The sequence below is a fragment of the Rhodanobacter soli genome (genome assembly GCF_039523495.1).
GTDB classification, from domain to species: Bacteria; Pseudomonadota; Gammaproteobacteria; order Xanthomonadales; family Rhodanobacteraceae; genus Rhodanobacter; species Rhodanobacter soli.
Genome location: NZ_BAAAFK010000001.1, coordinates 2,546,549 through 2,554,022, shown reverse-complemented (window position 1 = coordinate 2,554,022; position 7,474 = coordinate 2,546,549). Strand labels below are relative to the sequence as shown.

Genomic DNA, 7,474 nt, shown 5'->3' with positions numbered 1-7,474 from the left:
CGACGACCACGCTCAGCTCTGCTGCCGCCATCACCGAAGGAGCCGGTGGCAGTATCACGGCGAACCTGCTGACCGGCCATTCGATCGGCAATGCCACGCTGGATGGCAACAACCACATCAACACCCTGGGCAGCTTCACTGCCGACTTCAGCCTGACCAATGCGCAGACCTTGACGGTGGTGGGGCCGCTCGAGGGCGGTCCCGGCGTGACGCTGACCACGACTGCCGGTGACTTGGTGATCAATGGCGCGATCAGCGGCACCACGACGACGTTGAAGTCGGTCGGTACGATCAGTCAGGGCGCAGCCGGCAGCATCACTGCCAGCACCCTGACTGGCCAGTCGGGCGGTACCACCATACTGAACGGGGCTAACCACATCGGTACGCTGGGCAACTTCACCGCGGCGGGCTTCGCCCTGACCAATGCGCAGGCATTGGCGGTGAACGGTCCGGTCACTGGCGGCGCCAGCACCACGCTGACGACGACCGCCGGCGACCTGGCAATCAATGGTGCGGTGAATGGCACGCAAACCACGCTGAACTCGGCCGGTGCGATCAACGAGGGCTCCGGCGGCGTGATCACCGCGGCCACGTTGAGCGGAAGTGCTGTGAGTGGAACCACGCTCGGCAGCGCCACCCGTCGCATCAGCAACATGGTCGATACCCTCGGCAACTTCTCGTCGCCGGCCGGCTTCAGCATGACCAACAACAAGACGCTGACGCTGGCTTCGGTCGCTGGCAGCGCATTCACGGTGAATGCCGGCACCTCGGCGTTCTACCTGTCCGTGACCAACGGCGATCTGTTCCAGCTCGGTACCACGCCGGTGTACAACGGCATGGGTGTGTGGGGCTCGACCGGTCGCATGGGGTCCGCGCCGGCACCGATCTACGTGGTGGGCACCGGCCTGCAGACAGTTGCCAATATCGGCATGCCACCGGCTTATTTCTACGCAATCGACAGCAGCGGCAACCTGTTGCCGCTGGGTGGTGGTCTGGCCGTCAACGTTCCTACCGCATCGGGTGCCGGCAGCGCGCAGAACGGCAATCACGGTGACTCGTACATCGACCCGGGCGTGATCACGGCAAACTACCGCTCCTATGGCATCGTGCCGTCCGGCGTGCGCTTGCCGGCCGACCAGCAAGGCGGTTGCGACCCTGACCAGCCCGATCAGCTTGATTGCGAGGGCAGCGATACCGTAGGCATGGTGCGCATGATGATGAACGTGCGCAGATGAGCATGCGCAGACTCGGTGCATGCATCCTGTTCGGGTTGCTCGCGCCGGGCCTCGTCGGCTCGGCAGCGGCACAGATCGCCCCGCGGTTGACCGGGGCGGCCGTCGTTGCCGAACTCGAGGTGGCCCGGCACGAACTGGCCGCCCGCGCGGTCAGTTTGCCGCATTCCAGTCTCGGCGCTACCAGTGAACGTCTTGCCGGCATGGCCGATACGTTGCGCAAGACGCTGGGTGGCGATGCGGGCAAGCCGCTCGACATACTCGACGCAAGCGCCAAGGCGAGCGCATACCGCGTCCATGCGTTGGTCCAGCGGGTCAAGGCCTTCCTTGATGTAAGCAAGGGTTGCCTGGACGCCGATGCGGGCGCGATGGCCGACGCACTGGCCAGCACCGTTGCACAGGTTGCTGCCGTATCCGGCTCGGCCAAGCTGCCGCCGGTCATCGATGGCGTCGAAACCGCGGATCACCGGTCGCTGTTCGTGCTGCGCAACGGCGGCAAGGAGATGACCTTCGCCCTGGTCGGCGCGAACCTGCTCGATGCGCAGTGCGAGGATCCCGTGATCACCGCGACCGATGCGCAGGGCCGGCGACAGGAAGTGCAGCCCAGCGTGACCGGCGTCTCGCCAAATCGCATCGAACTTAAACTGGCCAGCGACGCCCGGCTCCAGTCGGGCAGCTACGTACTGCACGTGGTGCCGAAGCACAAGGCGTTCCTGGTCGGTTGCACGGCGCAACCGGAGGCCGTTGCCGCGGTGCAGGTGGCGCCGCCGGTCAAGGTATCGGTGAGCTACGCGTTGACCGCAACATGCCGCGCGGGCAAGGGCGTCGAGCAGGTCATGCCGCCGATCACGGGGACGATGCCGGATTTCGCTGGCAACGGCACCGTCTCGCAGCAAATCGATACGGCAGGCTGCACGGATCCGGTCAGCTACGCGATCAGCGTGAAGGCGATGTTCGGCGACGGTCATGTCGTCCCGGTCGGGCCGATCAGCCAGATCGCCTCGGCGGGTATCACGACCGGGCTGCCGGGTGGCCTTACCCTGAGCTGGGATCCCTCAGTGCGCCAGTTGTTCGTGCGCCCCGGCGCGACCAGCTGCAAGGGCGTGTACTGAGAGTCACCCCGGGTCATCGGCCCGGGAACGGCGCAGAGGCTTATTCGTCGGGTGTCCCGGAAACGACGCGCAGCTCCGAAATGCCGCCGGGTGCGAGATCCTTCAGCAGGTCCATGAAGTCCATGCCGACCAATCGTTGCGCACGGCGCAGCAACAGCGGTACCGGGCTCGATGGTTCGTTGCGGGTGTAGTAATCGCACAACTCGTCGATGCGGCGCATCACATCCTGCGGACCGGCAATTGCGCCGCCGGATGCGCGCACGCCGCCGCCCCCGGCACCTTCCTCACCGGCCTCGCCCTCTTCGGCGGAGCCTTCCGCCGGCAGGCGGCGTGCGAGCTGCGGTTCCAGAAACTTCTTCAGTTCGTAGATTTCGCCGAGCAGGTTCTTGAAATCCGGCCCGGCCGTGCCGACCCGGTCGTTGAAAATGCCGTCGATCGCCTTGGCATTTTCCAGTGACTGGCTGATGGCGGCCGTTACGGCCACCAGTTCGTCCTCGGCGCAATCCATGCAACATGCTTCGATTTCGGTCATGCTCGGCTGCGGCTCGCCTTCCGTGGCGGTGACTTTCAGCGTGCCATTGGCGATGCGCAGGTCGCGCAAGTCGAATCGGCCCAGGCGTGGCGACTGCACGAAAGGTGTCGTGCGGAAATAGCCCAATACCCCCTGCAGGTCGCCCAGCGGAACCACCGAATTGACACGCATGGTCGGGTCGTTGTCGTCTTCGGCATCCAGCTGCGGATGCGCGGTATCCCAGAAGTGTTCAAGCAGGCCACGAATCAGGCTGAGACCCGCGTTCCACCCGGGCATGCCGGAGGTGCGCGTCCAGGCCGTGGTGAGGTGGACAGCGGCGCGCAGGTCCTTGGATCGACCCAGCACGGCCCGGGCCAGTTCGGCGACCTTGTCCCAGTCGGGTTCCTCGGCCGCCTTTACGCTGTCGCCAATGGCGCGTTCGGCCTTCGGCGCGGCGGCGCGTTCGAGTGCGAGAAACTCGGCGTCGTATTCCAGATCATCGCCTGCCGGAGATTCATCTCCGATCGGTGCCAACAAAGACTCAAGATTATATTGCGCCATGGTCTTGCACCGCCTTCCAGGTGGGATTCTTCCATTATCACAAATTATTCGCGCAAAACCAGCCGCCGGATTCGTTTTAAATCGACGTGGGACAACCGGCCAGGCGTCGGCCAAGGATATGCTTGCGCGATGAAACGCGCCGAATTTCGGCAGGCCGAGATAATCGGCTGCAACGAAGCCCGGTCGTGGTCGTGTTCGGTAGGAGACGTGCCCCGGCGATTATCCGGTTCGGCGCCGCCGCGACTGCTTCCAGCGGACCCAGCGTCGCTCCACCCAGAGTAGTGCCCGCCGCATCGGGCGACGCAGGAAGGGCAGGTCCTGCGCCAGCAACAACAGGCCCAACGGCAACATCCACACGCCCAGCAGGGGCAGGATGCTGAAAATTCCTCCCGCGATGAGGATAAGTCCCACGGGAATGCGCACCCAGCGCGCCGAAGGTTCCCGCAGCCACCGGATCCCCCGGCTGACCCACTTCGGCAGTTCCCGCTCGAAACGGTCGAGCTGGCGGTTCAGCCTTTCCTCGTCTTTGTCGATCATGCCCTTCCAGTCAACCACACTTGCAAACACACGCCATCCTATCGGCAAACCGGATTCAGGTGTGCCGGGCGAGGAAGGCGACCGTGCTCCTATTCTTCTTCTTCGGTGGAAGCAGGCGGTACGTAGTCCGGATCTTCCGAGTCGCGCGCGTGGCGGATGGCATTGCGCAGGCGCAGGCCAAGGTGGTCGAAGTCCAGGATGACCTTGTCGGAATGGACGGCTTTCACTGCCGAAAGCGGGACCACGAAGTCGCCAGCGTTCTCGATGTAGACGAGCAGTTCGGGCAGGCCGTGCCTGATCTCGCGGACCGAGCCGATGCCTTCGGCCCCGTCCGAGGTGAAAACCATGAATCCTTCGCTGATCTGATCATGCATGGTGCGATCTCCCTGCGAAAATTGGGCGGGTTGAGCTTCGCGTTGCGACGGCATGAGCGGCGGACAGCGCTGCGACCAGCCTTCGCAATGCGGGCTGCGGCGAATGATGAACACATCAGCCGTTTCGAAGCGGTGAAAATGCACGGGGCCGCGTTGCCCCGGCGATATCCGTTCACTGGCGTCGAAGGGTGCGAAAAAAACGGTGGCTCCAAAGCGGTTCGTTTCCGGTGCGGGGGCAGGGTATGGAAGAATGGACATGCGTCCGGTTTTCCCCCGGCGCGGGCTGTACGCGGATGAATCCGGCTGCGGCAACCATGGCCGTAGCATGTACTCTTTGCGGTCAGCTCCCGGCCGACCGGCTGCCACCAACGAATGAATCCCATGCAAGCCATCGAAACCCTGATCGACGACGCTTTTGAACGCCGCAACGCGCTGACCCAGGCCGAAATCGAAACCCATCTGCGGCCCGCCATCGACCAGGTGCTCGATCTGCTCGAATCCGGCGAGCGCCGTGTTGCCGAGCCGGATGGTCGGGGTGACTGGAAGATGAATCAGTGGATCAAGAAGGCGGTGCTGCTGTACTTCCGCATCAACGACAACCGTGTGGTCGATGGTGGCCCGGCGCAGGCGTTCGACAAGGTGCCGCTGCGCTTTGCCCACGGCAACGACGGCGAATTGCAGCAACTCGGCGCGCGCGTGGTGCCCGGTGCGCTGGTGCGCCGCGGCGCGCACATCGCGAAAGACGCGGTGCTGATGCCCAGCTACGTCAACATCGGCGCGTACGTCGGTGCCGGCACGATGGTTGACACCTGGGCCACGGTCGGTTCGTGCGCGCAGATCGGTGCGGGCGTGCACCTGTCCGGGGGCGTCGGCATCGGCGGCGTGCTGGAGCCGCTGCAGGCCAACCCCACCATCATCGAGGACAACTGCTTCGTCGGTGCGCGCTCCGAAGTGGTCGAAGGCGTGGTGGTGGAAAAGGGCAGCGTGATCGGCATGGGCGTGTTCCTCGGCCAGTCCACGCGCATCTACAACCGCGCCACCGGCGAAACCAGTTACGGCCGCGTGCCCGCCGGCAGCGTGGTGGTGGCCGGCAGCCTGCCGGCGAAAGACGGCAGCTACAGCCTGTACGCGGCGATCATCGTCAAGCAGGTGGATGAGAAAACGCGCGGCAAGACCAGCATCAACGAATTGCTCAGGAGCGGCGAATGAATCCTGTCCTCTACGGCTTGCCCACCTGCGACACCTGCCGCAAGGCGCGCAACTGGCTGGCCCGCTTCGAGGTGGCGCACGACTTCGTCGACTACCGCGCCAATCCGGTGCCGGCGGCGACCTTGAAGGCATGGGCGGCGCAGCTCGGCGGCTGGGAAAAGCTGGTCAACAAGTCGTCCACCACCTGGCGCAACCTGTTGCCGCAGCGCAAGAACCCGGGCAGTGACCCGGAGTGGACGTTACTGCTGAAGGAATACCCCGCGCTGATCCGCCGCCCGGTGGTGGCACAGCCCGATGGCACGGTAAGCGTGGGCTTCAGCGACAATGGCTTCAAGAAATTGTTCGGGCGCTGAGATGCCGATACGGCTTTCCCGGATCGGACTGGTGGCCACGATCGGGCTTTGGCTGGCACTGGTGGCGTTCGGCAACATCACCGACTACGGCAGCAACCTGGTGTTCGTGCAGCACGTGCTGGCGATGGATTCGATTTTCCCCGACGCCAGCATCCGTTACCGCGCGATCCATGCGCCGCTGCTGCAGCATGCCGCCTACGTGCTGATCATCGCTGCCGAGACGCTGGCCGCCGTGTTGTGCGGGCTGGGTGCGTGGCGCATGTGGCGTGCACGGCACTCGTCGGCCACGCTGTTTCATCGTACCAAGCGCCTCGCCGTGACTGGCCTGAGCATCGGCGTGCTGCTGTGGCTGGGCGGTTTCATGGCGATCGGCGGCGAGTGGTTTGGCATGTGGATGTCCAGCCAGTGGAACGGCCTGGCCAGCGCGTTCCGTTTTGTGGTGGTGTTGCTGCTTGCGCTGGTCTACCTCGGCCAGCGCGATGACGAGCTGGGCCATTGAAGCCGGCAGTCGACAGCGGCAGCCGCGCGCGCCGCTTCCGCGCCAACCTGCGCATCGAACGCGACAACGCGGCGCTCTACGCGCGGCTGGCCGAGCTGGCCACCGATGCGCGGCTGGGCCACGCCTACCGGCGCATCGCCGCGGGCGAACGGATCAACGCAGAGTTCTGGGAGGCGCACCTGCGCGAGATGGGCGAGGCCGTGCCGCCGCCGCGGGTCGGCCTGCGCGTGCGCACGCTGAGCTGGTTCGCGCAGCGCTTCGGCACCGAATTCGTGATGCCGACCGTGGTGCGGCTGGAGCATGCCGACCACGACGAGACGCCGGTCGATCGCAGCGGCCATCGGGATCACTTCGTTCCGGTGAGCGAGCACGGCGCGCACGGGCGCCGGCATCGTCCGCAGAGCGGCAATACCTTGCGCGCGGCGGTGCTGGGCGCCAACGACGGGCTGGTCTCCAACGTCAGCCTGGTGATGGGCATGGCGGGTGCCGCCACGGGTGATCGCGCGGTGTTGCTGGCGGGCCTGGCCGGCCTGGTTGCGGGCGCCTGTTCGATGGCGCTGGGCGAATGGCTGTCGGTGAACAGCTCGCGCGAGTTCTACCAGGCGCAGATCACCGAACGCGCCGAACGCCTGGCCGTGGCGCCCGAAGATGGCCTCGAACACATCGCCGGCTTCTACCGCGAGAAGGGGCTGGAGCCAGCCGCCGCCGAACACCTGGCCGGACACATCGCCGAAACGCCGCGCGCGGCGCTGGACATGCTGGTGCGCGAAGATCTGGGTGTCGATCCGGGCGAACTGGGCGGCTCGGCCTGGGGCGCGGCGATCTCGTCGTTCTGCCTGTTCGCCTGCGGCGCGCTGTTTCCGGTGGCGCCGTACTTCTTCCTTGGCGGCCACGCCGCGCTGCTGGCCAGCGCGTGTTCCACCGCCGCCGGATTGGCCCTGATCGGCATCGGCACCTCGCTGTTCACCGGCCGCAGCATGCTGTTTTCGATCGCCCGCCAGTTCGGCATCACCGCTGCCGCTGCGGCGATCACCTACGGCGTGGGCCATCTGCTGGGTGTCGTGCTGACCTAGCTTGATATGCTGT

Annotated in this window: 8 protein-coding genes and 1 pseudogene; 6 read left to right on the top strand and 3 right to left on the bottom strand. The window is 65.5% G+C overall.

Going from position 1 to position 7,474, the window contains the following annotated elements:
* Both ABD024_RS11740 and ABD024_RS11735 read left to right on the top strand, forming a co-directional pair.
* A pseudogene (locus tag ABD024_RS11740) lies at positions 1-1,235 on the top strand (hypothetical protein); the annotation flags it as partial.
* Positions 1,236-1,237: 2 nt separating this feature from the next.
* Positions 1,238-2,344, top strand: coding sequence for a hypothetical protein (locus ABD024_RS11735; protein ID WP_343852801.1), 1,107 nt, complete (start codon positions 1,238-1,240; stop codon positions 2,342-2,344).
* 40 nt (positions 2,345-2,384) lie between these two features.
* Here the strand turns inward: ABD024_RS11735 and tssA are convergent, their stop codons facing one another.
* The 3 genes from tssA to ABD024_RS16305 form a co-directional block, all read right to left on the bottom strand.
* Positions 2,385-3,416: a type VI secretion system protein TssA gene (gene tssA / locus ABD024_RS11730; RefSeq protein ID WP_343854673.1), complete on the bottom strand. Its 1,032-nt coding sequence runs from the start codon at positions 3,414-3,416 to the stop codon at positions 2,385-2,387.
* A 219-nt stretch (positions 3,417-3,635) separates the two neighbouring features.
* Positions 3,636-3,953: a hypothetical protein gene (locus tag ABD024_RS11725; RefSeq protein ID WP_343852799.1), complete on the bottom strand. Its 318-nt coding sequence runs from the start codon at positions 3,951-3,953 to the stop codon at positions 3,636-3,638.
* A gap of 89 nt (positions 3,954-4,042) precedes the next feature.
* Entirely contained in the window at positions 4,043-4,585 is a 543-nt protein-coding gene (locus ABD024_RS16305; RefSeq protein WP_425543143.1) for a hypothetical protein, read from the bottom strand.
* 123 nt (positions 4,586-4,708) lie between these two features.
* On the opposite strand from ABD024_RS16305, the gene dapD reads away from it, so the two are divergent.
* The 4 genes from dapD to ABD024_RS11700 are packed head-to-tail and all read left to right on the top strand — an operon-like array spanning position 4,709 to position 7,461.
* A complete protein-coding gene (gene dapD, locus ABD024_RS11715; protein ID WP_343852796.1) occupies positions 4,709-5,536 on the top strand; it encodes a 2,3,4,5-tetrahydropyridine-2,6-dicarboxylate N-succinyltransferase in 828 nt (275 codons plus the stop codon).
* On the top strand, positions 5,533-5,889 hold the full coding sequence (locus ABD024_RS11710) for a Spx/MgsR family RNA polymerase-binding regulatory protein (RefSeq protein ID WP_343852794.1): 357 nt from the start codon (positions 5,533-5,535) through the stop codon (positions 5,887-5,889). Before dapD ends, ABD024_RS11710 begins: the two co-directional genes overlap by 4 nt.
* A complete protein-coding gene (locus tag ABD024_RS11705; protein ID WP_343852792.1) occupies positions 5,861-6,388 on the top strand; it encodes a DUF2165 family protein in 528 nt (175 codons plus the stop codon). Before ABD024_RS11710 ends, ABD024_RS11705 begins: the two co-directional genes overlap by 29 nt.
* Entirely contained in the window at positions 6,385-7,461 is a 1,077-nt protein-coding gene (locus ABD024_RS11700) for a VIT1/CCC1 transporter family protein (RefSeq protein ID WP_343852790.1), read from the top strand. Before ABD024_RS11705 ends, ABD024_RS11700 begins: the two co-directional genes overlap by 4 nt.
* Positions 7,462-7,474 lie beyond the last annotated feature (13 nt).

Coding starts and splice junctions, on each gene's coding strand:
- dapD (WP_343852796.1), top strand. CDS start 4,709: ATGCAAGCCATCGAAACCCTGATCGACGACGCTTTTGAACGCCGCAAC.
- ABD024_RS11725 (WP_343852799.1), bottom strand. CDS start 3,953: ATGATCGACAAAGACGAGGAAAGGCTGAACCGCCAGCTCGACCGTTTC.
- ABD024_RS16305 (WP_425543143.1), bottom strand. CDS start 4,585: ATGTCCATTCTTCCATACCCTGCCCCCGCACCGGAAACGAACCGCTTT.
- ABD024_RS11705 (WP_343852792.1), top strand. CDS start 5,861: ATGGCTTCAAGAAATTGTTCGGGCGCTGAGATGCCGATACGGCTTTCC.
- ABD024_RS11735 (WP_343852801.1), top strand. CDS start 1,238: ATGCGCAGACTCGGTGCATGCATCCTGTTCGGGTTGCTCGCGCCGGGC.
- tssA (WP_343854673.1), bottom strand. CDS start 3,416: ATGGCGCAATATAATCTTGAGTCTTTGTTGGCACCGATCGGAGATGAA.
- ABD024_RS11710 (WP_343852794.1), top strand. CDS start 5,533: ATGAATCCTGTCCTCTACGGCTTGCCCACCTGCGACACCTGCCGCAAG.